The organism is Streptomyces sp. SCSIO ZS0520 (genome assembly GCF_025643355.1).
Taxonomy (GTDB): domain Bacteria; phylum Actinomycetota; class Actinomycetes; order Streptomycetales; family Streptomycetaceae; genus Streptomyces; species Streptomyces physcomitrii.
Map to the genome: position 1 here is coordinate 6,831,690 of NZ_CP092644.1, position 23,804 is coordinate 6,855,493.

At 72.3% G+C, this 23,804-nt stretch carries 20 protein-coding genes; 9 read left to right on the forward strand and 11 right to left on the reverse strand.

Annotated elements, in window-relative coordinates; genetic code table 11:
• Positions 1-31: 31 nt before the first annotated feature.
• The 5 genes from MID12_RS27710 to MID12_RS27730 all read right to left on the reverse strand — a co-directional run bounded on the left by MID12_RS27710 (position 32) and on the right by MID12_RS27730 (position 5,959).
• Positions 32-1,450 carry an L-fucose/L-arabinose isomerase family protein gene (locus MID12_RS27710; protein ID WP_040254860.1) on the reverse strand — a complete coding sequence of 473 codons (1,419 nt, stop codon included), beginning with the start codon at positions 1,448-1,450 and terminating at the stop codon, positions 32-34.
• 109 nt (positions 1,451-1,559) lie between these two features.
• Positions 1,560-2,450: a carbohydrate ABC transporter permease gene (locus tag MID12_RS27715; protein WP_263171544.1), complete on the reverse strand. Its 891-nt coding sequence runs from the start codon at positions 2,448-2,450 to the stop codon at positions 1,560-1,562.
• The gene (locus tag MID12_RS27720; RefSeq protein WP_040254863.1) at positions 2,440-3,396 is read right to left on the reverse strand and encodes a carbohydrate ABC transporter permease; all 957 of its coding nucleotides are present in this window, start codon (positions 3,394-3,396) and stop codon (positions 2,440-2,442) included. The genes MID12_RS27715 and MID12_RS27720 overlap by 11 nt, the downstream gene beginning before the upstream one ends.
• Positions 3,393-4,757: an ABC transporter substrate-binding protein gene (locus MID12_RS27725; RefSeq protein WP_263171547.1), complete on the reverse strand. Its 1,365-nt coding sequence runs from the start codon at positions 4,755-4,757 to the stop codon at positions 3,393-3,395. The genes MID12_RS27720 and MID12_RS27725 overlap by 4 nt, the downstream gene beginning before the upstream one ends.
• Before the next feature lie 122 nt (positions 4,758-4,879).
• Positions 4,880-5,959, reverse strand: coding sequence for a glycoside hydrolase family 172 protein (locus MID12_RS27730; protein WP_040258421.1), 1,080 nt, complete (start codon positions 5,957-5,959; stop codon positions 4,880-4,882).
• A gap of 263 nt (positions 5,960-6,222) precedes the next feature.
• Here MID12_RS27730 and MID12_RS27735 point away from each other — a divergent pair, with 263 nt between their 5' ends.
• Positions 6,223-7,254: a LacI family DNA-binding transcriptional regulator gene (locus tag MID12_RS27735; RefSeq protein WP_040254866.1), complete on the forward strand. Its 1,032-nt coding sequence runs from the start codon at positions 6,223-6,225 to the stop codon at positions 7,252-7,254.
• A gap of 234 nt (positions 7,255-7,488) precedes the next feature.
• Positions 7,489-9,207, forward strand: coding sequence for a DUF4185 domain-containing protein (locus tag MID12_RS27740; protein ID WP_263171554.1), 1,719 nt, complete (start codon positions 7,489-7,491; stop codon positions 9,205-9,207).
• Between the two features lie 90 nt (positions 9,208-9,297).
• Here MID12_RS27740 and MID12_RS27745 read toward each other — a convergent pair whose 3' ends face one another.
• The 6 genes from MID12_RS27745 to hmgA all read right to left on the reverse strand — a co-directional run bounded on the left by MID12_RS27745 (position 9,298) and on the right by hmgA (position 15,203).
• A complete protein-coding gene (locus tag MID12_RS27745) occupies positions 9,298-9,600 on the reverse strand; it encodes an SCO5918 family protein (protein WP_040254868.1) in 303 nt (100 codons plus the stop codon).
• A gap of 131 nt (positions 9,601-9,731) precedes the next feature.
• On the reverse strand, positions 9,732-11,264 hold the full coding sequence (locus tag MID12_RS27750) for a DEAD/DEAH box helicase (protein ID WP_040254870.1): 1,533 nt from the start codon (positions 11,262-11,264) through the stop codon (positions 9,732-9,734).
• A 322-nt stretch (positions 11,265-11,586) separates the two neighbouring features.
• Positions 11,587-11,790, reverse strand: coding sequence for a cold-shock protein (locus MID12_RS27755; protein ID WP_040254871.1), 204 nt, complete (start codon positions 11,788-11,790; stop codon positions 11,587-11,589).
• A gap of 359 nt (positions 11,791-12,149) precedes the next feature.
• A complete protein-coding gene (locus tag MID12_RS27760) occupies positions 12,150-12,512 on the reverse strand; it encodes a MerR family transcriptional regulator (protein WP_052482660.1) in 363 nt (120 codons plus the stop codon).
• Positions 12,513-13,114: 602 nt separating this feature from the next.
• Entirely contained in the window at positions 13,115-13,864 is a 750-nt protein-coding gene (locus tag MID12_RS27765) for a GntR family transcriptional regulator (protein ID WP_040254873.1), read from the reverse strand.
• Between the two features lie 16 nt (positions 13,865-13,880).
• Positions 13,881-15,203: a homogentisate 1,2-dioxygenase gene (gene hmgA, locus MID12_RS27770; RefSeq protein WP_040254874.1), complete on the reverse strand. Its 1,323-nt coding sequence runs from the start codon at positions 15,201-15,203 to the stop codon at positions 13,881-13,883.
• A gap of 205 nt (positions 15,204-15,408) precedes the next feature.
• On the opposite strand from hmgA, the gene MID12_RS27775 reads away from it, so the two are divergent.
• The 7 genes from MID12_RS27775 to MID12_RS27805 all read left to right on the forward strand — a co-directional run bounded on the left by MID12_RS27775 (position 15,409) and on the right by MID12_RS27805 (position 23,611).
• Positions 15,409-16,026, forward strand: coding sequence for a TetR/AcrR family transcriptional regulator (locus MID12_RS27775; protein WP_040254876.1), 618 nt, complete (start codon positions 15,409-15,411; stop codon positions 16,024-16,026).
• Positions 16,027-16,136: 110 nt separating this feature from the next.
• Entirely contained in the window at positions 16,137-18,458 is a 2,322-nt protein-coding gene (locus tag MID12_RS27780) for a molybdopterin-dependent oxidoreductase (protein ID WP_263171564.1), read from the forward strand.
• A gap of 132 nt (positions 18,459-18,590) precedes the next feature.
• Positions 18,591-20,018 (forward strand): CitMHS family transporter, encoded by a 1,428-nt coding sequence (locus MID12_RS27785; RefSeq protein WP_263171565.1) that lies wholly within the window; start codon positions 18,591-18,593, stop codon positions 20,016-20,018.
• Between the two features lie 21 nt (positions 20,019-20,039).
• Positions 20,040-21,275: an MFS transporter gene (locus MID12_RS27790; protein ID WP_263171567.1), complete on the forward strand. Its 1,236-nt coding sequence runs from the start codon at positions 20,040-20,042 to the stop codon at positions 21,273-21,275.
• A 119-nt stretch (positions 21,276-21,394) separates the two neighbouring features.
• On the forward strand, positions 21,395-21,712 hold the full coding sequence (locus MID12_RS27795; RefSeq protein ID WP_040254881.1) for a hypothetical protein: 318 nt from the start codon (positions 21,395-21,397) through the stop codon (positions 21,710-21,712).
• 71 nt (positions 21,713-21,783) lie between these two features.
• Positions 21,784-22,092, forward strand: a complete 309-nt coding sequence (locus MID12_RS27800; protein ID WP_052482661.1) for a hypothetical protein — start codon at positions 21,784-21,786, stop codon at positions 22,090-22,092.
• A gap of 130 nt (positions 22,093-22,222) precedes the next feature.
• The gene (locus tag MID12_RS27805) at positions 22,223-23,611 is read left to right on the forward strand and encodes an aldehyde dehydrogenase family protein (RefSeq protein ID WP_040254883.1); all 1,389 of its coding nucleotides are present in this window, start codon (positions 22,223-22,225) and stop codon (positions 23,609-23,611) included.
• Positions 23,612-23,804 lie beyond the last annotated feature (193 nt).

The window sequence follows — 23,804 nt, forward strand, 5'->3', positions numbered from 1 at the left end:
CTTCCTCCGTGGTTCCTGCCCTTCGCCCGGCTCAGGCCGCCGAGCCGAAGCCGTCGAAGCGGATCCCCAACTGGCGGCATACGGAACGCAGTTCGGCCACGTAGTCACCGGGCACCGCGTGGATGTGGTTGGAGCCGAAGCGGCCGAGGAAGTCGTCGGCGGGGGCGTCCAGGCGGGCGAAGGCGTGCGGCCACTCGAAGGTGGAGGCGCGCATCATCCGGTCGTTGGTCGCTTCGTCGTAGGTCTCGAAGGAGCCCCGCATGACGTGCATCCGGTACTCGCCGCTGTCGCGGGTGAGCCGGGCGAAGGTCAGGTCGCCGGGCGCGGCCAGGTGCTGGACGCTGGCGCCGCCCGCGGGGAAGTAGAAGACCTCCGGGTGGAAGTGGACCTGGGAGAGGTTCTCGGCGGGGTCCTCGGAGCGGGCGGCGTACCAGGTGGCGTGCTGGCCCGAGTTGCACAGGTCCCAGACGTCCCGGTCGGCGTGGTAGTGCCTCACGTCCGCGAAGAGCACCGGGTCGCCGGAGAGCAGCTTGAGCAGCTGCATGCTCAGCGCTCCGTCCATGTCGGCCTCGGTGGCGGTGACATGGGTCTCCTTGGGGCCCTCCCAGTCGTAGGGGTCGTTGAGGAAGGCCTCGGCGACGTCCATGGTGCAGAAGTGGGTGGTCAGCTCCGGCTGGCCCTTGATGCCGGAGAAGTCGAGGTTCCACTCCTCGATCAGCTCCCGCATCGCGTAGTACGAGCGGATCTGGCGCTCCAGGAGCTCGGGGGTGAGCTGCTTGCCGTCGTAGTGCACGCCCGCGGCGTGCTTCTCCAGCCACTCGCGGGCGGCGGTGACCCGGGTCTGCGAGGCGTTCTCACTGCGCCGGACGATCTCCCACTGGTCGATCTCCTCGACGTCCACCCCGAACTGCCGCATCCACTGGTCGGTGTTGGCGACCGCGGTGTACATGCCCATCGGGCGCCCGCCGATCCGCCCGAAGGTGGAGCCGCGCAGCCGCTGGACCGCGGTGGCCGCCCGGACCTCGGCGAGGATCCGCTCGCGTACGGCCGGTTCGCTCAGGTCGCCCCAGGCGCGGCTGTGCACCCGGCCTATCTGGTCCAGGCCGCCGCCGCCCGCGAGCAGTCCGACCATGCCGGGGAACTGCGGGTCGATGTTGGCGACCATCAGCAGCGGGCCCCGGGTGGCCTCGGCGGCGAGCATGGTGAAGTGCGGGAAGGTCCACACCGAGTGGTGGAAGATCGTGAGGTCGAGGTGCTGGTCGCTGAGCCAGCGGGCCTGGCTGGTGGCGAGGGTGTTGCTGCTGACCTGCTCGGGGGCGAGGACCACCTCGTGCCCGGCCTCGGTGAGCATGGCGGCGAGTTCGCGGGCGGCGCGGGCGATGTGCTCGGTGACGTCGCGGTGGACGAAGTCGCGCCCGTCCGAGAGCGAGAGCAGACCGATGCGTGCCATGAAGGTGCCTCCGTGGGGTGGGGGTGCGGCGGATGTGCGGGGTGGTCGGGTGCGGCGGGCGCGGGGGGCGGGGCGCGGCTGCCGGGGCCGGGCGCCCGCCGCCGGAGGGTCATTTGATGCCGGACGTCTTGATGGACTCGACGATCTGCCGCTGGAAGGCGAAGAAGAGCGCGAGCATCGGCAGGGCCGCGACGGTGGCCGCCGCGAGGATGTAGTTCCAGTTCGAGGTGTACTGGTTCTGCAGGGTGGAGATGCCGAGCTGGACCACGGTCAGATCCGGGTCGTTGGTGGCCACCAGCGGCCAGACGAAGGCGTTCCAGTTGGCCAGGAAGAAGAAGACCGCGAGCGCCGAGAGGATCGGCCGGGACATCGGCAGCACGATCGACCAGTACACCCGCCAGTGCCCGCAGCCGTCGACGATCGCGGCCTCCTCCAGCTCGCGCGGCAGCCCCAGGTAGAACTGCCGCAGCAGGAAGATGCCGAAGGCGTTGAAGATCGCCGGGATGATCAGGCCCGCGTAGCTGTCGAGCAGGTTCAGCTCCCTGGCCACCAGGAAGAGCGGGATCAGCACCACCGGGGCGGTGACGAGCAGGGTGGAGAAGATCAGCGCGAACAGCTTCTCCCGGCCCGGGAAGCGCAGCCGGGCCAGCGCGTAGGCGGCCATCGAGTGGAAGAGCAGCGCCACCACGGTGATCACCGCGGAGATCAGGAAGCTGTTGAGCAGGTACCGGGTGAAGGGCACCTCGGTGAAGACGTAGCGGTAGTTGTCGAAGGTGAACTCGCTCGGGAGCAGCTTCCCGTCGGTGACCGTGTCCCGGGTCTTGAAGGAGGCCGAGACCATGTAGAGCACCGGCAGCACGGAGGCCACGGCGAGGATCAGCGCGAGCAGGGTCAGACCGGCCCGGGCGGAGCGCCCGCGGCCGATGCCGCGCCGGGCGCGCACGGCGCGCGGGGAGTCGCTGCGGCTCTCGGACGAGCCGGTCAGGGTCTCATTCGCCATCGTCGAACCTCCCGCCGCGGGTGACCCGGAAGACCACGGCCGAGACCAGGACCATGATCAGCACCAGGAAGGAGCCGAGCGCCGAGGCATAGCCGTACTCGCCGAAGATGAAGGCCTGCTGGTAGATGTAGAAGATCGCCAGCGAGGTGCCGTTGGCGGGTCCGCCCGAGGTCAGGACGAAGATCAGGTCGAGCCCGCCGGTCAGCGCGGCCACCGTGGACATCAGCAGGACGAAGAAGCTGGTGGGGCGCAGCAGCGGCCAGGTGATGCTGCGGAAGGTCCGCCAGGGCCCGGCGCCGTCGATCTTCGCGGCCTCGTAGTACTCCTGCGGGATCTCCTGGAGGCCGGCCAGGAAGATGACCATGTAGTAGCCCATCATCACCCAGACGGTCACCGCGATCAGCGAGGCGAGCGCGAGGGAGGGCTCGCCGAGCCAGGAGTGGTGGCCGAGCCCGGCGTCCTCGATGGCCCCGCTGACGGCGCCCACCTGGTCGTCCAGGAGGAACTTCCACAGCAGCCCGACCACCACGAGGCTGATCACGTACGGCAGGAAGAGCGCGGTACGGAAGGCGCCGACGGCGGGCAGCTTCTGCTTGACCAGGAGGCCGAGGCCGAGGCTCACCGCGAAGAGCACCGGCACCAGGACGACGACGTAGATCGCGGTGATCCGCATCGCGTCCCAGAACAGCGGATCGGACATCATCCGCTCGTAGTTGCCGAGGCCGACCCAGCGGTAGCTGCCGAAGCCGCTGACCTGGAAGAAGCCGAGGAAGATCGAGAGCAGCATGGGGATGCCGACGAAGAGCAGCAGCCCGATGCAGTCCGGGGCGAGGAAGAGCGCGGCGGCGAGCCACTCGCGGTGCTTGCGGCTGAGCCGCCGGCGCTCGCGCGCGGCGCGGGCCGGGCGCCGGGCGGCGGTGTCGGGCACGGTGCCGAGGCTGGTCATATCAAACTCGCCCCCTGGTAGCTCTTGGTGTAGGCGGCGATCGACTCGGCGGCGCGCTCGGCCTGCGAGGACACGGAGCGGCCGGCGAGCATGCTGCCCTGGACGGCGTCGGAGATCGCCTTGTAGACGACCGGCGGATAGCGGGGCTCGGCGCGGCCGCCGGGGAAGATCTCGTCCTTGAAGGCGCGCATCGCCGCGGCGTCGTAGCCGCCCTTGCGCGCGCCCAGTTCGAGCGCCGAGGTACGCGGCGCCACATCGGACTTGGCGACGGTGCACCACTCGGTCATCCGCGCGACGCAGTCCTCGCGCATGCTGCCGAGCGCCCAGGCGCAGAAGCGGGCGGCGGCCTCGGGGTCGCGGCCCCGGGCGTTGGCGCAGAAGGACCAGCCGCCGAGCGCGGTGACGTACTTGCCGCCCGCGGGCACCGGCAGCTTGAAGACCCCGTAGCGGTACTTCGGCGCCGCCGCCTTGAAGCCCGCCACCTGCCAGATGCCGTTCTGCCACAGGGCGGCCTGACCGGAGCGGAAGCCGGCGACCAGGTCGCCCGCGGCCGGGTTGGTGCGCGGGGCGATGCCGTGGCGTACCGCGTCCTGCCAGAGCTGGAGGGCCTGGCGGGTGGCGCGGGAGTCGAAGGCGGGGGCGCCCTCGCGGTCGAGGACGTCGCCGCCGCCCTGCCACATCCAGGGGTACCAGGTGAAGTTCTGGAAGTAGCCCGGCTGGGTCTCGAAGACCAGTCCGGCCCGGCCGCGGCGGCGCAACTTGTCGCCGACGTCCAGCAGTTGGTCCCAGGTCTTCGGGATGTCTCCCTCGGACAGGCCCGCCTTCTCCCAGGCGCCCACGTCGTAGAACATCGCGAGCGGCTCGTTCTCCATCGGCAGCGCGTAGACCTTGTCCTCGACCATGCGGCTGGTGAGCGTGGAGCCGTAGTCCTCGACCACGCCCTTGTCCAGGTACGGGGTCAGCTCCTCCAGGACGCCGCCGTTGTAGTAGCGCAGGAAGTCGCCGGGGCTGCACAGGAAGATGTCCGGGCCTGCGCCGGTCGCGAAGGCGGTCGGCACCTTGGAGCCGTTGAGGTAGGCGGAGGTCGGCAGGTACTGGAGCCTGACCTTCACGCGCTCGCGGGCGTTCCAGTCGGCGACCAGTTTGGTGAACCACTCGCTCTGCCGGTTGGCCGCCGGGTCGGGGCCGTGCTGGGGGCCGTAGAAGTTCCAGAAGACCAGCTCGCCGCCGCCGGAGCCCGCCGAGCCGCAGCCGGTGAGCGCCGCCGGGGCGGCCAGGGCCCCCGCCGCACCGGCCATGCCGGTCAGGAACCGGCGGCGGGTGGGCGGTGGGGGAGCGGCGTCCTTGCCGTGCTGGAGCATGAGCGGTGCTCCTGTCCTCGTGTCGGGTCGCGTGCGGGGATCGGGTACGGGGGCGGGGCGCGGGGTGAGCGGCGGGCCCGTGGACCGGCCGCCTCGACCCCGGAGTCGAACGCGCCCGCGGGTCAGTCGACTTCGAGGTCCAGGCGACCGGGGGAGGGCGGCCGCGAAGCGGGGGAGTCCGGGGCGTCCAGATAGAAGAAGGCGGTGCTGGCCAGGTCGTCGCTGGTGTGCCGGTAGCGGTGCGGCAGGCCGTTGTCGTGCCCGGGGCCGATGCCGAGGCTCTGCACCGTGACCCGCAGGTCCTCGGCGAAGCGCACCGGGTCGGGCACATGCCACCGATACATCCCGAACCGCTGCTGGCTGGCGTAGAGCCCGTCGGGCCGCAGGATCTGGTGCAGGCCGAGGAAGGGCGTGGTGTACGCGGTGTAGCCCTGCTCGGGGACGTCGAAGTTCCAGGCGCCGCCGAAGTAGTCCTCGGTGCCGGTGCCGCAGATCGTGGGGAACTCCTCGTCCCCGTCCAGGTAGAACTTCACCTCGCCCTCGCCCCACCAGCCGGGGCTGTTGACGCCCCAGGCGAGGTAGGTACCGGCGTAGTGGCCCTGGCCCCTGACCCCGTCGAGCAGGGTGTGCACCTCGCCGCGGGGGACCGGGTTGCTGCGCCGCCAGCGGGCGTGCAGATAGCCGGCCTGCGCCGGGACCTCGCCCAGTTCGTAGTCGACCTGGTAGTAGAGGGTGACCGTCTCTGCGGAGAGGTTCTCCAGGGTGATCCGCGCCGAGTCCCGGAAGGGCATCGGCCAGTAGGAGTTGAAGCCGCCGTTCGGATTGGCGGCCACCATCGCGGAGGAGAGCTGGGCGTACTGGTTCCAGCCCTGGCCGAAGAAGTCGCCGAGCGGCACCTCGACGGCCGGGTCCTCGGCGCCCTCCCAGTACATCCGCAGCAGGGTGCCGCGCCAGGCGCGGTGCGGGGCGGTGGTGCACCACAGGTGGCGGATGGTGCCCGGGCCCGCGATGTCGGCCAGCTCGGCCGTCTCACCGGGGGCGATGTCGATGCTGGGGGAGATCTTCCAGCCGCGCCCGAGCAGGCTCGCCGCCTTCGCGCCGGTGCCCTCGGTCGCCCGGCCCCCGCCGCCCTTGGCGCCGGTCGGGTTCTCCGCGCTGATCGAGCGGCTCACCGCGCTGCTGCGCAGGGAGAGGGCGTCCATGCCGTACGGGGTCCACACACGCGGCTCCAGGTCTGAAAACGATTTCTTGCTTATCCCTGCCAGAACCTTGCCAACACGGGGGAGACAAGGGGGAGTTGAGCAGGAACGAGTCCGGAATGCCCGGACGGGTGGATCACTTGAAATCCATTTCACGCGAACGTAGGGTTCGCCTCACCGGGGTGTCAAGGGGTGCGACGCGGAGCGGCAAAGAAGCCGGTCCGCGTGCCGACACCCGCCCCGGGGCACAGAGGGCGGGAGCAGCAGTGGCGACAACCATCCACGACGTGGCACGCGCGGCCGGGGTCTCCCCGGCGACCGTGTCCCGGGTCTTCAACGGCGGCCGGGTCACCGCCGAACGCGCGGAACGGGTCCGGGCCGCCGCCACCGAGCTGGGCTTCGCGCCCAACCGGGTGGCGCGCTCGCTGCGCACCCAGCGCGCCAGCGTGATCGGCCTGCTCATCCCCGACATCGAGAACCCCTTCTTCACCGCCATGGCCCGCGGGGTCGAGGACGCCGCGCAGCAGACCAACCTCTCGGTGGTGCTCTGCAACACCGACGAGGACGTGGACAAGGAGCGCCGGTACCTGGAGATCGCGCTCGCCGAGCAGATGGCCGGGGTGATCGTGGCCGCCGCCTCCCGCTCGCGTACCGACCTCTCGGCCCTCGAATCGCGCAAGATGCCGGTGGTCGCGGTGGACCGGCGCCCGCGCGGTTCCACCGTGGACGTGGTCCTGGTCGACAACGCGCACGGCGCGGAGGAGGCCACCTGGCACCTCTTCGAACGCGGCTACCGGCGCCTGGCCTGCCTCACCGGGCCCGAGGGCGCCTCCACCTCGGAGGAGCGGCTCGCCGGATACCGCACCGCGGTACGGGACTTCGTCCGCGAGAACCCCACCGAGACCCGGGCCGCCGAGGCGCTGCGCGAGGAGCACATCCGCTACGCCGACTTCCGGGTCGAGGGCGGCCACCGCGCGATGCGCGAACTGCTCGCCCTGCCCGAGCCGCCGGACGCCGTCTTCGCCGCCAACAACCTGATGGCGGTGGGTGCGCTCCAGGCGCTGGCCGAGGCCGGGCTCGCGGCGCCCGGCTTCGGGGTGCTCTCCTTCGGCGAGATCCCCTGGGCCCCGCTGGTCAGGCCCAGTCTGAGCACCGTCCGGCTGCCCTCGTACGACCTGGGGTTCACCGCGGCCACCCTGCTCCAGGAGCGGATCAGCGGCGGGGAGCGGCCCTTGCAGACGGTGGTGCTGCGCACCGAGCTGCAGGCGCGGGAGAGCACGGCCGGTCCCGGGGCCTGACCGCGGGGCCCCGGCCCCGCAGCCCGCTCCCGGTGCCGTCGAGCGTCCCGCTCCCGCCCGTCAACAGGCGTTCTGCCGCCGGGGCTTGACCGGCCCCGGCGGCACGTCTACGGTGCCGCTGAAATCGATTACCGCCCCGCGCCGCGCTCGGTTCCGCGCTCGGCGCCGCGCTCTGCTCACCGCTCCATCGGACCGCGCACGCTCATCCCCACGACCCGGCCACGGGAGCTGCTCATGCCCGCAGTGGTACGACCCCGCCGACGGCGGACCTTCTCCAGGACGCTCGCCTCAGCCGCGCTCGCCCTGGGCCTCGCCGCCACCGCGGCGCCCCTGGCGAGCGGCAGCGACGCCCCGGCCCGCGGCTCCGGTGCCTCGGCCCGGCCCGCCGTCTCCCCTCCGGTCGGCGACTTCTTCGCCACCGTGGACGTCGCCCCGGGCGCCACGGTCGGCGCCCCCGCGGTCGGCGACAACGTCAACCACGGTGATCTGTGGCCCAATTGCTGGTCCGACGACGACCACGTCTACACCGCCTACGGCGACGGGGTCGGCTTCGGCGCCCCGATGAGCGACATCGGGGTGGCCCGGATCGAGGGCATGCCGGGCAGCCTGCGCGGCACCAGCCTCTCCCAGGGCGACGCCGTGGGCCAGGTCTGGAACGCGGAGCACACCCGTAAGCCCACCGGGATGGCCTGCGTCGGCGGGGACCTCTACCTCGCCGTGCAGGACCTCGCCTTCGACTTCAACGACGCGCCCGCCGCCACCGTCGCCAAGTCCACCGACCACGGCCGCACCTGGCAGTGGGACAGGTCCAAGCCGATGTTCCCGGACGGCCTGTTCACCACGGTGATGTTCCTCGACTACGGCAAGGCCTACGGCAACGCGCCCGACGGCTATGTCTACGCCTACGGACTCGACCACAACTGGCGCGACTCCTTCGACGACTCGGTCCCCGACCCCACCCAGGTCTTCCTGGCCCGGGTGCCGCGCGCGGAGATCATGAACCGGGCGGCCTGGGAGTTCGCCGCGGGCAGCGACAGCACGGGCAAGCCGGTGTGGAGCGCCGACATCGCCCGGCGCAAGGCCGTCATCGAGGACGACCGGCGGGTCTACCCGGACGTCTACACTCCGGGCCGCGCGAAGAACATGAGCGTGATCAGCCAGGGCGGAGTCGTCTACAACAAGCCGCTCGGCCGCTATCTGTACACCTCGTGGACCGAGTACACCTTCGAGTTCTACGAGTCGCCGACACCCTGGGGCCCTTGGCGCCGCTTCGACGCCAAGGACTTCGGCGGCTATCCGTGGACGCACGCCAAGCACGGCGGCTACGCGACGACCATCCCCTCCAAGTACCTGAGCGCGGACGGCCGTTCGATGTGGCTCCAGTCCAATGTCTGCCCCTGCGGCGGCGGAGTGCCCGCGGGCGACCACTGGTCGTACACCTACTCCCTGCGGCAGCTGAAGCTGGCGCCCGCCACCTCCTCGGCGCCGGACAACCCGCCGGACGCGGCCCGCAACCTGGCCCGCGAGCCGGGCACCGTGCCCACCGAGCGGGTCGCGCACTTCGGCAACAGCGGCTTCTACCACAACGGCAACCGCACCGAGTCCGAGGACGACTGGAACGACGAGGCCAAGGCCGAGAGCTGGTGGGGCTACACCTGGCCCCGGCAGTACACGCTCGACAAGGTCGCCTACACCACGGGGGCGATGTTCCCCGACGGTGGCTGGTTCGCCCGGGACCTGCGGGTGCAGGTGCGCCAGAAGGGCGTCTGGAAGGACGTCTCCCAGCTGAGCACCGCCCCGGCCTACCCCTACAACTCCTCGGCGGGCCCGCACCGCACCTACGAGCTGAGCTTCGCCCCCGTCGCCGGAGACGGCGTACGGATCATCGGCGCCCCGGGCGGCACCCGCACCTTCACCTCGATCGGTGAACTGGAGGCCTACCGCACCGAGTAGGACCCCTCAAGCCCCCGCGGTCCGGCGCGGTCCGGGTGCCGGGCCGCGGGCCCCGCCGACATCGGCGGGGCCCGCAGCGCGTTCAGAGGCTCATCCGCTGCCGAGCAGCGCGGACGCCCGCTGGAGCGGGCTGAGGGCCGGTGCGGGCGCGGCGGCACGGGGCAGCCCGTGGCAGGGGAAGCCGAGCCGGGTCATGGCCCGGACGACCTCGCCGGCGGTGAAATCGCGGGGGTCCTGGCGCGTGACGACCTGGCCGACCTGCTTGACGGGGTAGACGCGGCCGCCGAGGGTCACCGACTCGCCGGTGATCTGCTCGGGCTCGACGCCCTTCATGGATTCCAGCACGCCGCTCGGGGTGAGATCGAACGGGAAGCGGGCGATGACACAGCGCACAAGGGCCTCACACGGGGAAAGAAGGGAAGGGGCTGCTGCGAAGCTCCCGGTCGAACCGGGCAGGGGCGAGAACGCCCGGAGCGCTGCCCGGTTCGACGTGGAGCGGTACGGAGTGCGGGTGCCGCTCAGGCTCAGGCGGCCTTGCCGAGGGCGGACTGGCGCCCGCCCCCGTTGCCGCGCCGGGCGCCCGGACCGCGGCGGCCGCGGGAGGAGGCGCCGCGCTTGCGCGGTTGGGCCGCAGGCGCCGGCTCGGCGAGGACGACGGGCACACCGGAGGGGGTCCGGGCGCCGGTGACCCGGTGCAGGGCCTCGTCGCCGGGGCGGACCTGGGCGGTCTGGGGGCTGATGCCCGCGGCGGCCAGCAGCCGGCTCATCTCGCGCCGCTGCTCGGGGGTGACCAGGGTGACGACGCGGCCGGACTCGCCCGCGCGGGCGGTGCGCCCGCCGCGGTGCAGGTAGTCCTTGTGGTCGCTCGGCAGGTCCACGTTGACGACGAGGTCGAGGTTGTCGATGTGGATGCCGCGGGCCGCCACGTTCGTCGCCACCAGGGCGGTGACGTGCCCGGTCTTGAACTGGGCGAGGGTACGGGTGCGTTGCGGCTGGGACTTCCCGCCGTGCAGGGCGGCGGCCCGTACGCCGTTGCCGAGGAGGTCCTTGGCGAGGCGGTCCGCGGCGCGCTTGGTGTCCACGAACATGATCACCCGGCCCTCGCGTGCGGCGATCTCCGTGGTGACCCGGTGCTTGTCGGCGCCCTGCACATGCAGGACGTGGTGCTCCATCGTGACCACCGCGCCCTGGGACGGGTCGACGGAGTGGACGACCGGGTCGCTGAGGTAGCGGCGGACCAGGCGGTCGACGTTGCGGTCCAGGGTGGCCGAGAACAGCATCCGCTGGCCCTCGGCGCCCACCTGGTCGAGGAGGGCGGTGACCTGCGGCATGAAGCCCATGTCGGCCATCTGGTCGGCCTCGTCGAGGACGGTGATGGCGACCCGGTCGAGGCGGCAGTCACCGCGGTCGATGAGGTCCTTGAGGCGTCCGGGGGTGGCGACCACGACCTCGGCGCCGTCGCGCAGCGCGTTGGCCTGCTTGCGGATCGGCATCCCGCCGACCACGGTGGCCAGCCGCAGCCTGACGGCCCGGGCGTACGGGGTGAGGGCGTCGGTGACCTGCTGGGCGAGCTCCCGGGTGGGGACCAGGATCAGGGCAAGCGGCCGGCGGGTCTCGGCGCGCCCTCCGGCGGTCCGGGCGAGCAGCGGAAGCCCGAGGGCCAGCGTCTTGCCGGAACCGGTCCGGCCGCGGCCGAGGACGTCGCGGCCCGCCAGGGAGTTCGGCAGCGTCGCGCCCTGGATCGGGAACGGCACCGACAGGCCCTGGCTGGTGAGCGCGGCCAGCAGCTCGGCGGGCAGGTCGAGGTCCGTGAAGGACTCGACGGCGGGCAGCGGCGGAGTGACCGTCTCCGGCAGGGCGAACTCCTGGACCGCGGCGGGCCGTCGGCCGCGTCCGCCGGAGCCGCCCGCGTTCCCGGACCGGCCGGGGTTGCCCGACCTGCTCGGGGCGCCGGAGCGGCCGAACCGGGGAGCGGGGACCGTACCGGCGCCGTAGGCGGCACCGCCGGAGCGGCGGCGGCTGCGTGCGGAGCGGTTGTTCGTACGTGTGGGGTTCATCGAGAACCTTCCTTGATACGGCACGTATCAAGGAATTCCGGCAGCCGGGAATGGCGCGGGAATCGCAAGGACGAGCCGGAGGGAATGGAAAAGGACATCTGTCCGCGGGAGATCCGTGCCGGAAAAGCGGAAAAGGCAGGGCATCGGGCGGACCGGGAAAACGGGGCACCGGCGGGGCGCGGAGCGGAAATTCTCCGCGTCCCTGCCGGGGTCCCCGGGCGGCGGTCGCCGCCGCGGGCGGGACCGTGTGCGGGAAATGCCCGCGGCCGGGGTCCGCATCCCGGCGGATGCGGGCCCCGGCGGCGGAGTGCGCGTCGGGTGTTCAGGCGGGGACGATGTTCTCGGCGGTGGGGCCCTTCTGGCCCTGGGCGATGTCGAAGGTGACCTGCTGGCCTTCGACCAGTTCGCGGAAGCCCTCGGCGGCGATCTGCGAGAAGTGGGCGAACACGTCGGGACCGCCGCCTTCCTGCTCGATGAAGCCGAAGCCCTTGGCCGCGTTGAACCATTTCACGGTGCCGGAAGCCATGTCGTATCTCCTTGGGGCAGTACGCAGGGATCCGCAGGTGCGGATACCGTGTTGCCGCGATGACGCCCTGACCGGAAATGACCCGGAAACGACCCGGAAGTGACCGGAAGTATCAAGCGCTCCCGTATGCGGCGCAGAGGCCGCTCGGAGCTGCTGGGGGTTCGAAAACCGCGAGGACAACCGGGATCGACAGTAGCACGCCGTTTCGGCCCGCCGCCGCGCGGAATACCCGCCCCGGTCCGGCCCGGCGGCAATGTCCCCGCGCCGTGTGGCAAACCCTCATCCAGCGGTCACAGATTCCGCCTCGACGGAAGCGCGGAATGCGGGCGCGCACGGTGCCTTTCGGGCGATGCCGCCTCTCAGGACCCGGCATCTCCGTCCGGCTCCCGGCCCCTGGGCGGCGGATCCGCCGCTCCGCCCGCCCGGTACGCGGCGTTGAGGCGCTGGGCCTCTTCGAGTTGGTCCTCCAGGATGATGATGCGGCAGGCGGCCTCGATGGGGGTGCCCTGATCGACGAGTTCACGCGCGCGGGCGGCGATGCGGAGCTGGTACCGGGAGTAGCGCCGGTGCCCGCCCTCGGAGCGGAGCGGGGTGATCAGGCGGGCTTCGCCGATGGCCCGGAGAAAGCCCTGGCTGGTGCCGAGCATCTCCGCGGCCCGGCCCATCGTGTACGCGGGATAGTCGTCGTCGTCGAGCCTGCCGAACGAATCCTCTGCGGTCATTGCACCTCTCTGTGGACGCGTCGAGGGGCCCTGGTGCCATCTGGCACCAGGGCCCCGAAGGAGCTACTACACCATCTGCCGGCCTCGATGCTGCGCCGGCCTTCTGTTTCCGCGTATCCGGCCTGGAAGCTGCCGGAGCTGCGGGGATCGCGGTTGCGTGACCGTAGACCACCTCACTTTCGATGTCCTGCGGTACCCGGGCTCGTCATACCGCCCGGGCGATCCTGATGGTGCCTGGTTCCTCCGTTTCTTCCTCGGTGATCAACTGCTTGTCGGGCGGGGGCGGCGTCCTGCGTACTGCTCGGCCGCGTCCGCCGCGTACTGCTGGTGATGCGTACTGCCGACGGCCTGGAGAAGCGCCGCCTCCCGGTAGTCCGTGTCTGCCGGGCTCTCTTGTCTCTCTCGACTACGAGAAGAACCATAGCCACACCACTGCTCAATGTCTACCTCGGCGAGCATAGATTTCCGGGTGTGCGGCGGTGAGGCAGCCGGTTGGGCGTGGAGAGAAGGCGGGGGTGGGGCCGCAGGGCCGGTGCGCCGGGCGCCACGGCGCGCGAGCACCCTCGCGGCTCCTCGCCGTCAGGGGCCCTCGGGCGCTCGTCTCAGTGCGCGTCCAGGGTGACGGTGAAGGAGAAGCGGTCGCCGCGGTAGCGGATGACGGCCACGTCCAGGACCGCCCCCTCGGCGTCGTAGCTGATGCCGGTGTAGTGCAGGATCGGGCTGAGCAGCGGCACTTCGAGCAGCCGCGCGGTCTCCGGGTCCGCGAGCCGCGCCTCGACGGTGTCGGTGATCCGGCTGATGTGCACCCCGTCGAGGTCCCGGAGCACCTTGGTCATCGGCCGCCGCTCCAGGTCCGCGAGGTCGATCCGCGCGGCCAGTTCGGCCCGTACGTGGTTGACCGCGTGGTTGGTCGGCTCCCCGGTCTCCTCGTCCCGCCGCAGCCGGTGGTACGTGGCCACCTCCGCCGCGCCGGGGAAGTGCTCGGCGAGGGCGCCGGGCACCGGGCCCGTGCCGTGGGAGAGCAACTCGGTGCTCATGCCCGACTGCTGGGCCACGATCGCGTCGACCGAGCCGAGCAGGCGTACCGGGGCGCCGCGCAGGGCGCTCGGTTCGATGAAGGTGCCGCGTCTGCGGTGGCGGCTGATGAGGCCCTCGTCCTCCAGCTCCTTCAGCGCCTGCCGCATGGTGAGCACGCTGACCCCGTAGTGCCCCGCGAGCTGCTCCTCGGTGGGCAGCCGCAGCGGGGCGTCGGCGGGGCGGCCCAGTATCGAGGCGCGCAGGGACTGCGAGACCTGGTACCACAGGGGCAGCTTGCGGTTGAGGACGATCGAATCCGGGGCGAAAGCGGTCACGGCCTCTCCCAAATCGCTATCCCTGTGTGAAGTGCCGCTCCAGACCTTGCCATACGGCGTCGTAGCCCGGTTGCCGGTGTCCGGCTTGTGCCGCCTGCCCGGTGGTGAGGACCGGCCAGCGGGTCTCGAACATGAAGGCGAGGCCGTCGTCCATGCGCTGCGGCCGCAGCTCGGCGGCGCTCGCCTTCTCGAAGGTCTCCCGGTCCGGGCCGTGCGCGGACATCATGTTGTGCAGCGAGCCGCAGCCGGGGGCGAAGCCGCCCTCCCCGGCCTGCTTGGCGTCGTAGGCGCCCTCGACGAGGCCCATGTACTCGCTCATCACATTGCGGTGGAAGTACGGCGGCCGGAAGGTGTCCTCGCCGACCAGCCAGCGCGGGGCGAAGACCACGAAGTCCACGCCCGCGAGGCCCGGGGTGTCCGAGGGCGAGGTGAGCACCGTGAAGATCGAGGGGTCCGGGTGGTCGTAGCTGATCGAGCCGATGACATTGAAGCGGTGCAGATCGTAGACGTACGGCGTGAGGTTGCCGTGCCAGGCGACGACGTCCAGCGGGGAGTGGGCGTAGGTGGCGTGCCAGAGGTTGCCGCCGTACTTGTTGACCACCTCGACGGGGCCCTCGACGTCCTCGTAGGCGGCGACGGGGGCCTGGAAGTCGCGGGCGTTGGCGAGGCCGTTGGCGCCGATCGGGCCGAGGTCGGGCAGCTGGAAGGGGGCGCCGTAGTTCTCGCAGACATAGCCGCGGGCGCTGTCGTCGAGCAGCTCCACCCGGAAGCGGACGCCGCGCGGGATCAGCGCCACCTGGCCCGGTTCGGCGGCGAGCAGGCCGAGTTCGGTGCGCAGCAGCAGCCCGCCGCGCTCGGGGACGATCAGGAGTTCGCCGTCCGCGTCGCTGAACACCCGCTCCATGGCGGCGTTCGCGTGGTAGAGGTGCACGGCCATGCCGGTGCGCTGGAGGGCGTCGCCGTTCCCGCCGAGGGTCCACAGTCCGGCCAGGAAATCGGTGCCGGGCGCGGGGGCGGGCAGCGGGTTCCAGCGCAGCCGGTTGGGGTCGGGGACCTGCTCGGTGAAGGGGGCGGTGCGCACGGCCGCGTTCTCCCCGCGGACGAAGGCGGGGTGGGCCGCGGAGGGGCTGATCCGGTAGAGCCAGGAGCGGCGGTTGCGGGCCCGCGGCTCGGTGAAGGCGGTGCCGCTCAGCTGCTCCGCGTAGAGGCCGAGCGGTGCGCGCTGCGGCGAGTTGCGGCCCAGCGGCAGGGCGCCGGGCACCGCCTCGCTGCTGTGCTCGTTGCCGAAGCCCGTGAGGTACTCCAGTGCCGCGGCGGTCTTGCGTGCGTCCCCGCTCATCGTCGCTCCCTCGTCCATGATTCCTATGGGACACCGTAGGATTCCGCTCGCCGTCCCGCAAGGGGGAACCGCCGCCGCTTCGGGGAGATCCGGTGACCGCGGGTATCGATTTCCGGCCGCGGTGCCGCATCGGCCCCTTTTCACGCGATACGCGACCCCTTAGGGGAAGGGCTGTTCGTATTACCGGACCGCGCGGCAGGGCATCATGAAGTGCGTGCAGCACTCCACCTCACTCCGCCGTGCACCCGTCCAGCAGCGCAGCGCCGAACGGCTCAGCCGGATCCTCGACGCCTGCGCCGATCTGCTCGACGAGGCCGGCTACGAAGACCTGAGCACCCGGGCCGTCGCCGTGCGGGCCGCTGTGCCGATCGGCTCCGTGTACCGCTTCTTCGGCAACAAACGCGCCATGGTCGAGGCCCTCGCCGAACGCAACCTCGCCGACTACAGCGCGCGCATCACCCGCCGCCTCGCCGCCATGGCGCCGGGGGACTGGCGCGGCGTGATGGACGCGGTGCTCGACGAGTACCTGGACATGAAGCGGACGATGCCCGGCTTCAGCTACGTCGACTTCGGCAACCAGATCCCGGTCGGCTCCCCGAAGGGCCGCCCCAACCACCTGCTCGCGGGCCAGCTCTCCGAACTGCTCGCCACCCACCTCGGCCGCCGCCCCGACGAGGACCTGCACCGCACCTTCCTGGTCGCCGTCGAATCGGCCGACGCCCTGGTGCAGTTGGCCTTCCGGGTGAGCCCCGAGGGCGACCCGCGGATCATCGCCGAGATGCGGGAACTGCTCCAGGCCTATCTGGCCAAGCGCCTGGACTGACCCCGGGGCCCGCCGTGCTCCGGCCCGCGGGCCCTCTGGCGCCGTGCCTACCGGTCGGTATGCTCTGGGGGGTCCGTGTGCCAGGGAAGCCACCGCCGCCGGGAGCGCTCATGTCCGCACCACGTACCGTCCTCCGTGTCTGCCCGCTGTGCGAGGCGACCTGCGGGCTCCGCCTCACCGTCCAGGACGGCCGCCTCACCGGCGCCCGGGGCGACGCCGAGGACGTGTTCAGCAAGGGCTTCATCTGCCCCAAGGGCGCCGCCCTCCCGCAGGCCGACGCCGACCCCGACCGGCTGAGCGCCCCGCTGCTCCGCAAGGACGGCGAGCTGCGCGAGGTGAGTTGGGAGGAGGCCTTCGACGCGGTCGCGGCGCGGCTGCGCCCGCTGATCGAGGAGCACGGCCCCGCCGCCCTCGGCATCGTCCTCGGCAACCCGAACGTGCACACCGTCGCCGGTGCCCTCTACCCGCCGCTGCTCAGCACGGTGACCGGCACCCGCGGGCTCTTCACCGCCAGCACCGTCGACCAGATGCCCAAACACGTCTCCAGCGGGCTGCTCTTCGGCGACGCCTTCGCCATCCCGGTCCCCGACCTCGACCGCACGGACCACCTGCTGCTGCTCGGCGCCAACCCGATGGAGTCCAACGGCAGCCTGTGCACCGCGCCCGACTTCCCCGGCCGGCTGCGCGCCCTGCGCGCCCGCGGCGGCACCCTCACCGTCGTCGACCCGCGCCGCACCCGCACCGCCCGCCTCGCCGACCGCCACCTCGCCCTCCGGCCCGGTACCGACGCCCTGCTGCTCGCCGCGATGACCCAGGTCCTCTTCGAGGAGAAGCTGGTCCGCCTCGGCGCCCTGACGGACCTGGTCGAGGGCCTCGACGAACTCGCCGAAGCGGTACGGGAGTTCACCCCGGAGAAGGTCGCAGGCCCCTGCGACGTCCCGGCCGAGACGGTGCGCGCCCTCGCCCGCGAACTCGCCGCCGCCCCCACCGCCGCGGTCTACGGCCGCATCGGCAGCAGCACCGTCGCCCACGGCACCCTCACCAGCTGGCTGGTGGACGTACTGAACATCCTCACCGGCAACCTCGACCGCCCCGGCGGCGCCCTCTTCCCGCTCTCCGCCACCGACCGCGCCGCCCACCGCCCCGCCGGTCCCGGCCGCGGCTTCGACCTCGGCCGCTGGCACAGCCGGGTCTCCCGCCACCCCGAGGCCAAGGGCGAACTCCCGCTCGCCGCCCTCGCGGAGGAGATCGACACCTTCGACGAGGGCACCGCCGGTGAGCGGGGCGCGGACGGCCCGGCGCCCGGCGGCACCCCGATCCGGGTGCTGCTCACCGTCGCCGCCAACCCGGTGCTCTCCGCGCCCGACGGCAACCGCCTCGACGCGGCGCTCGCCTCGCTCTCCTTCATGGTCAGCGTCGACCCCTACCTCAACGAGACCTCCCGGCACGCGGACGTGGTGCTGCCCCCGCCGCCGCCCTCGCAGAGCGCCCACTTCGACTACGCCTTCAACGGCTTCGCGGTACGCAACCAGGTCCGCTACAGCCGCCCCGCCCTGCCCCGGCCCGAGGGGCGCCCCGACGAGTCGGAGATCCTCGCCCGGCTCGTCCTCGCGGCGGGCGGCACCTACTGGAGCGAGACCGAGCGGGGCCGGGAGCGCACCGACCCCGGCGCCGTGGACGCCCTGGTGATCGCCCAGACCCTCGGCAAGGCCGTCGCCGACCCCCGCTCACCGGTGCACGGACGCGAGGTCGCCGAACTCACCGCCCAGCTCACCGGCGAGGACGGCGCCGAGCGGCGGCTCGACATGATGCTGCGCCTCGGCCCGTACGGCGAGGGCTTCGGCGCCGACCCCGAGGGCCTCAGCCTCACCAAGGTCCTCGCCCACCCGCACGGCATCGACCTCGGGCCGCTGCAACCCCGGCTGCCCGGACCGCTGAAGACCCGCTCCGGGCGCATCGAACTCCTCCCGGAGCCGATCGCCGGGGACCTGCCGCGGCTGAGCGCCGCCCTCGACGCGAGCCCGGACCAGCTGCTCCTGGTCGGCCGCCGCCATCTGCGCTCCAACAACAGCTGGCTGCACAACGTGCCCGCGCTGACCGGCGGTTCCAACCGCTGCACCCTGCACCTCCACCCCGAGGACGCGGCCCGCCTCGGCGTGCAGGACGGCACCCCCGTACGCGTCGAGGGCGGCGGCGGAGCCGTGGTGGTCCCCGCGGAGCTGACCGACACGGTGCGCACCGGGGTGGTGAGCCTGCCGCACGGCTGGGGCCACGACCGGCCCGGCACCCGGCTGCGAGTGGCCGCCGCCGACCCCGGCGTCAACGTCAACCAGCTGCTCGACGGCACCCTCCTCGACCCGCTCTCGGGCACCGCGGTGCTCAACGCGGTTCCGGTGCAGCTCAGCGCGGCCGTACCGAGCGCTCACGGATGACCCCCGGCTGAGCTGGGGTTTTGCTCTTATTGCTCGCAGTGTTACGCCTTGATGACAGCAAAGTGGCCACCTAACGTCATCCGCACCCCCGGCCCTGTGGGGAGTTCAAGGGCGAACGTTAGGTGTCCACCCATGCTGACCATCCTCGGCTTCGCCATGATCGCGACCTTCCTGGTCCTGATCATGATGAAGAAGATGTCGCCGATCGCGGCGCTCGTGCTCATCCCGGCACTCTTCTGCGTCTTCGTCGGGAAGGGCGCCCATCTCGGGGACTACGTCCTCGAAGGCGTGGGCACCCTCGCCCCCACCGCGGCGATGCTGATGTTCGCGATCGTCTACTTCGGCGTGATGATCGACGTCGGGCTGTTCGACCCGATCGTCCGCGGCATCCTGCGCTTCTGCAAGGCCGATCCGCTGCGCATCGTGATCGGCACCGCCCTGCTCGCCGCGGTGGTCTCGCTGGACGGCGACGGCTCCACCACCTTCATGATCACCGTCTCGGCGATGTACCCGCTCTACAAGCGCCTCGGCATGAGCCTCGTCGTGATGACCGGCGTCGCCGCCACCGCCAACGGCGTCATGAACACCCTGCCCTGGGGCGGCCCGACGGCCCGCGCCGCCACCGCGCTCAAGGTCGACGCCGCCGATGTCTTCGTCCCGATGATCCCGGCGCTCGCCGTCGGCCTGCTCGCCGTCCTCGTCCTCTCCTACGTCCTCGGCATGCGCGAGCGCAGGCGGCTCGGGATCCTCACGGCACCCGGTGAGGACGAGGAGAACGAGAAGGAGACCGCCGCCGAGGACGAGCAGGTGCTCGTCGGCGCGGGCGCCGCAGCCAAGACAGCCGGCGGCACCGCCTCCGGGCGGGGAACCGGCGGCACCGGCGACCACGCGGCCCCCGCCGGGGAGGAGAACGACGGACTGCGCGGCCTCGACCCGGACCGCGAGACCCTGCGCCCGAAGCTGTACTGGTTCAACGCCGCCCTGACCGTGCTGCTGCTCACCGCCATGATCATGGAGTGGCTGCCGATCCCGGTGCTCTTCCTGCTCGGCGCCGCCCTCGCGCTCACCGTCAACTTCCCGCGGATGGACGAGCAGAAGGCCCGGATCGGGGCGCACGCGGAGAACGTCCTCAACGTCTCCGGGATGGTCTTCGCCGCCGCCGTCTTCACCGGGGTGCTCCAGGGCACCGGCATGGTCGACCACATGGCCGAGTGGCTGGTCGGGGTGATCCCCGAGTCGATGGGCCCGCACATGGCCCTGGTCACCGGTGTACTGAGCCTGCCGCTCACCTACTTCATGTCCAACGACGGCTTCTACTTCGGCGTCCTGCCGGTCCTCGCCGAGGCGGGCTCCGCGCACGGCGTGACCAACCTGGAGATCGCCCGCGCCTCGATCGTCGGCCAGCCCCTGCACATGTCCAGCCCGCTGGTCCCCGCGGTCTACGTCCTGGTCGGCATGGCCAAGGTCGAGTTCGGCGACCACACCCGCTTCACCGTCAAGTGGGCCGCCTTCACCTCCCTCGTGGTGCTCGGCGCCGGGCTCCTCTTCGGCATCCTCTGAGCCGCCGGGCCCCGCTGAGCCATGCCGTACGCACCCCGCGCGAGCGCCGGTACGAACCGGGCCTGGCTGCTGCGCCTCGTCCTCGCCTTCGGCTTCGCGCAGGGCGCCGTCTCGATGGCCCGGCCCGCGGTCTCCTACCGGGCCCTCGCCCTCGGCGCCGACGAGCGCGCCGTCGGGGTGATCGCGGGCGTCTACGCCCTGCTGCCGCTCTTCGCCGCGGTGCCGCTCGGCCGCCGTACCGACCGGGGCCGCTGCGCCCCGCTGCTGCCGCTCGGCGTGCTGCTGATCTCGGGCGGCTGCGCGCTGAGCGGCACCGCGGGCTCGCTCGGCGCGATGGCCCTGTGGAGCGGGGTGATGGGCCTCGGACACCTCGCCTTCGTGATCGGGGCGCAGTCGATCGTCGCCCGGCAGTCGCCGCCCGAGCAGCAGGACCGCAACTTCGGCCACTTCACCATCGGCGCCTCGCTCGGGCAGCTCGCGGGCCCGGTCGCCGCCGGTGCCGTCATCGGCGGCGACCGGTCCCACACCAGCGCGCTCGCCCTGCTGCTCGCCGCCGCGGGCGGCGCCTTCGCCCTGCTGTGGACCTGGCGCATCGAGCACCGCGAGCCCGGCCCCGCCCCCGGCCCCCGCGCCGAACGGCCGCCGGTGGCGCGGATCCTGCGCGCCCGGGGCGTGCCCGCGGGCATGTTCATCAGCCTGGCCGTGCTCTCCGCGACCGACATCCTGACCGCCTATCTGCCGGTGGTCGGCGAGGAGCGCGGCATCGCCCCCGCAGTGGTCGGCGTGCTGCTCAGCCTGCGGGCGGGCGCCACCATCGCCTGCCGCCTGGTGATGAGCCCGATGCTGCGGTGGTGCGGCCGCCGGGCGCTGCTCACCGCGACCTGCCTCGCGGCCGGGCTGCTCTGCGCCGCCGTCGCCCTGCCGCTGCCGGTCTGGGCGCTCGCGGTGCTCCTCGCGGTCCTCGGCTTCTGCCTCGGCGTGGGCCAGCCGCTGTCCATGACCACGGTGGTCAGGGCGGCGCCCGCCGGGGCCCGCTCCACCGCCCTGGCCCTGCGGCTGACCGGCAACCGCCTCGGGCAGGTCGCCGCCCCGGCCGCGGCCGGCCTCCTCGCGGGCACGGCGGGCGCCGCGGCCCCGTTCGTGCTGCTCGGCGGCCTGCTCGTACTCGCCGCGGGACTGGGCCTGCGGGGCGAGGCGCCGCAGCGGGACACCGGGGGGAATCCGGCCCTCGGCGCCGCGCGGGAGCGGGTGCGCTGAACCCCGTTCCACTGCCTCCGACCGCCCCATTGTCGCGGTGTTGTGTGCATGCCAATATGCAGGGGTTCAGCCTCGCTACGCGCGTCAACCCCTGTCGTCCCAGCGGAAGTTGCCCCCAGATGACCAAGATCCGCAAGACCTTCGCCGTACTCGCGGGAGCCTCCGCGGTCTTCGCGCTCCAGCAGTCCGCGGCGATCGCCGACCCGGTCACCCCGGACCACGCGGTGATCACCTGCGCCTCGGCGAGCTTCTACGCCAACTACGACAGCGCCGGCGGCCCCACCGGCCTCAAGCGGACCCTCCCGCAGGGCGACAAGGTCGGCCACACCCGCGGCGCCCACCCCGTCTACAACGGCTGGGCCGCCACCTTCGACTTCGGCCCCAACGACTGGGGCTATGTGCGCGTGGAGTGCCTCGGCGGCTACGGCTCCTGGTAGCCCGCCCCGCGGCACCCTCCCGCCGCATCCCCCTCTCTCGTCGCTCGCCCTCTTCGACCCCAGGAGACCCCATGTCCCCGAACATCCTGACCCGGCGCCCGCGTGCCCGCGCGGGTGCGATCGCCGCCGTGCTCGGCGCGGCCGCGCTGCTGCTCGGCTCCGCCACCTCCGCCCAGGCGGCCAACGGCACCATCGGCGAGCGGGAGACCGTCTGCGCCACCGACCTCTTCGTCCGCACCCAGCCGGTGGGCGCCTGGATGGGCACCCTGCACCAGGGCCAGACCTTCCTGGTCGAGAGCAAGCAGGGCAGCTGGGTCTACGGATTCGCCTACGGAGACGTCAACCGCAAGGGCTGGGTGCAGGACGGCTGGTTCTGCTGAGCCCTTCCCGGCTCCGTCCGCTCCGCTCCTCGGCACAGAAGCTCCGCAGTGGTGGACGGCTCGCTCTGGCGCCCCAAAACTAACGCCGCTAGTTTGGGGCGCGGACGAGTCCACTGCCCGGGAGGTACTGATGAAGGCGCACGACGGGATGTACATCGACGGGGACTGGCGGCCGGCCGCCGGAACCGAGTCGCTCAGCGTCGTGAACCCGGCCGACGAGCAGGTGATCGCCACGGTCCCGGCCGGGACCGCCGAGGACATCGACACCGCGGTACGCGCGGCCCGGGCCGCCTTCCCGGCCTGGGCCGCCACCCCGCCCGCGGAGCGGGCCGCCCGCCTGGCCGCCCTGCGCGACGCGCTCGCCGCCCGCAAGGACGAGATCGCCGAGACCGTCACCGCCGAGCTGGGCGCCCCGCTCGCCTTCTCGCAGTCGGTGCACACCGGGATGCCGGTCGCGGTGGCGGGCTCGTACGCCGAACTCGCGGCCGGGTACGCCTTCGAGGAGAAGGTCGGCAACTCGACCGTGCTGCTCGAACCGGTGGGCGTGGTCGGCGCGATCACCCCCTGGAACTACCCGCTGCACCAGATCGTGGCCAAGGTCGCCCCCGCCCTCGCCGCGGGCTGCACCGTGGTCCTCAAGCCCGCCGAGGACACCCCGCTGACCGCCCAGCTCTTCACCGAGGCGGTGCACGAGGCCGGGGTGCCGGCGGGCGTCTTCAACCTGGTCACCGGGCTCGGCCCGGTCGCGGGGCAGGCGCTGGCCGAGCACGAGGGCGTGGACCTGGTCTCCTTCACCGGATCGACCGCGGTCGGGCGGCAGATCGGCGCCACCGCGGGCGGCGCCGTCAAGCGGGTCGCCCTCGAACTCGGCGGCAAGTCCGCCAATGTCATCCTGCCGAGCGCCGACCTCGCCAAGGCGGTCAACGTCGGCGTCGCCAACGTCATGTCCAACACCGGCCAGACGTGCAGCGCCTGGACCCGGATGCTCGTCCACGAGGACCAGTACGAGCAGGCCGTGGCCCTCGCCGCGAAGGCCGCGGACAAGTACGGCGACCGCATCGGCCCGGTGGTCAACGCCAAGCAGCACCAGCGGGTGCGCGGCTACATCGAGAAGGGCATCGCGGAGGGCGCCCGCCTGGTCACCGGCGGCCCCGAGGCGCCCCGCGAGCAGGGCTACTGGGTGAGCCCCACGGTCTTCGCCGAGGTGACCCCCGAGATGACCATCGCCCAGGAGGAGATCTTCGGCCCGGTCCTCAGCATCCTGAAGTACCGCGACGAGGACGAGGCGGTACGCATCGCCAACGGCACCGTCTACGGCCTCGCCGGGGCGGTCTGGGCGGCGGACCAGGAGGAGGCCGCCGCCTTCGCGCGGCGCCTGGAGACCGGCCAGGTCGACATCAACGGCGGCCGCTTCAACATCCTCGCCCCCTTCGGCGGTTACAAGCAGTCCGGCGTCGGCCGCGAACTCGGCGGCCACGGACTCAGCGAGTACCTGCAGACCAAGTCGCTCCAGTTCTGAACCGCAGTCCCCGGGCCCGGACGCAGGGCCCGGGGCGCCGCGCCCCGAACCCGAGCCCCGTCACCTGAGCCCTGAGCCCTGAGCCCTGAGCCCTGAGCCCTGAGCCCTGAGCCCCGAGCCCGCCGCCGGAGTTCCGCGTTCCGGGCCGCCGTGACACCCGGGGCCGCTACTGTTCCCGGTCCCGAACCGCTGT

What these genes read in the sequence shown, in the direction of transcription:
- MID12_RS27755 (WP_040254871.1), bottom strand. Translation starts at nt 11,790, where the DNA reads ATGGCTTCCGGCACCGTGAAATGGTTCAACGCGGCCAAGGGCTTCGGC.
- MID12_RS27775 (WP_040254876.1), top strand. Translation starts at nt 15,409, where the DNA reads ATGAAGTGCGTGCAGCACTCCACCTCACTCCGCCGTGCACCCGTCCAG.
- MID12_RS27750 (WP_040254870.1), bottom strand. Translation starts at nt 11,264, where the DNA reads ATGAACCCCACACGTACGAACAACCGCTCCGCACGCAGCCGCCGCCGC.
- MID12_RS27740 (WP_263171554.1), top strand. Translation starts at nt 7,489, where the DNA reads ATGCCCGCAGTGGTACGACCCCGCCGACGGCGGACCTTCTCCAGGACG.
- MID12_RS27805 (WP_040254883.1), top strand. Translation starts at nt 22,223, where the DNA reads ATGAAGGCGCACGACGGGATGTACATCGACGGGGACTGGCGGCCGGCC.
- MID12_RS27710 (WP_040254860.1), bottom strand. Translation starts at nt 1,450, where the DNA reads ATGGCACGCATCGGTCTGCTCTCGCTCTCGGACGGGCGCGACTTCGTC.
- MID12_RS27715 (WP_263171544.1), bottom strand. Translation starts at nt 2,450, where the DNA reads ATGGCGAATGAGACCCTGACCGGCTCGTCCGAGAGCCGCAGCGACTCC.
- MID12_RS27760 (WP_052482660.1), bottom strand. Translation starts at nt 12,512, where the DNA reads ATGACCGCAGAGGATTCGTTCGGCAGGCTCGACGACGACGACTATCCC.
- hmgA (WP_040254874.1), bottom strand. Translation starts at nt 15,203, where the DNA reads ATGAGCGGGGACGCACGCAAGACCGCCGCGGCACTGGAGTACCTCACG.
- MID12_RS27795 (WP_040254881.1), top strand. Translation starts at nt 21,395, where the DNA reads ATGACCAAGATCCGCAAGACCTTCGCCGTACTCGCGGGAGCCTCCGCG.
- MID12_RS27720 (WP_040254863.1), bottom strand. Translation starts at nt 3,396, where the DNA reads ATGACCAGCCTCGGCACCGTGCCCGACACCGCCGCCCGGCGCCCGGCC.
- MID12_RS27730 (WP_040258421.1), bottom strand. Translation starts at nt 5,959, where the DNA reads ATGGACGCCCTCTCCCTGCGCAGCAGCGCGGTGAGCCGCTCGATCAGC.
- MID12_RS27800 (WP_052482661.1), top strand. Translation starts at nt 21,784, where the DNA reads ATGTCCCCGAACATCCTGACCCGGCGCCCGCGTGCCCGCGCGGGTGCG.
- MID12_RS27785 (WP_263171565.1), top strand. Translation starts at nt 18,591, where the DNA reads ATGCTGACCATCCTCGGCTTCGCCATGATCGCGACCTTCCTGGTCCTG.
- MID12_RS27725 (WP_263171547.1), bottom strand. Translation starts at nt 4,757, where the DNA reads ATGCTCCAGCACGGCAAGGACGCCGCTCCCCCACCGCCCACCCGCCGC.
- MID12_RS27780 (WP_263171564.1), top strand. Translation starts at nt 16,137, where the DNA reads ATGTCCGCACCACGTACCGTCCTCCGTGTCTGCCCGCTGTGCGAGGCG.
- MID12_RS27790 (WP_263171567.1), top strand. Translation starts at nt 20,040, where the DNA reads ATGCCGTACGCACCCCGCGCGAGCGCCGGTACGAACCGGGCCTGGCTG.